Raw genomic sequence first — 386 nt, 5'->3', positions numbered from 1 at the left:
GCTGAATCCCACGAGCGCGCTCAGAACGGCGATCGAGATGGCGTTGGTCGGTCCGTTGATGAGTTGCTTCGACGAATCAAGCAGCGCGCCGACGGCCGTCATGACGATCGCGGTGTAGAGACCGTATTGCGGCGGGATGCCGGCGATTTGTGCATAGGCCATCGCCTGTGGCACGGCGACGGCGGCCACCGTGAGGCCGGCCATCGTATCGCTCGTCAGATCCTGGGCGGAATAAGTCCGGAGTGATTCGAACGCCGGAACGATACGAAACAGAGTTTCGGAGAACCAGGCGCGCGCCTGTTTGGTCGAAACGTTCGGCGCGCTGTCGCTCATCGAATGCCTGCGTCTGTTGCTCGGCGTAATAACAAGCTGATTCTAAAAATCGA

Annotated in this window: 1 protein-coding gene; it reads right to left on the bottom strand. The window is 59.8% G+C overall.

Annotation, left to right across the window (positions count from 1 at the left end; genetic code table 11):
- Positions 1-333 (bottom strand): SulP family inorganic anion transporter (locus tag I6F37_RS45745; protein WP_276573847.1); only part of this gene is annotated, 333 nt, incomplete at its 3' end.
- Between the last annotated feature and the right edge of the window lie 53 nt (positions 334-386).

It is taken from the genome of Bradyrhizobium sp. NBAIM08 (genome assembly GCF_020193935.1).
Classification (GTDB): domain Bacteria; phylum Pseudomonadota; class Alphaproteobacteria; order Rhizobiales; family Xanthobacteraceae; genus Bradyrhizobium; species Bradyrhizobium yuanmingense.
Note: the sequence above shows the minus strand (reverse complement) of the source record. Positions and strands in the feature narration are given on the sequence as shown.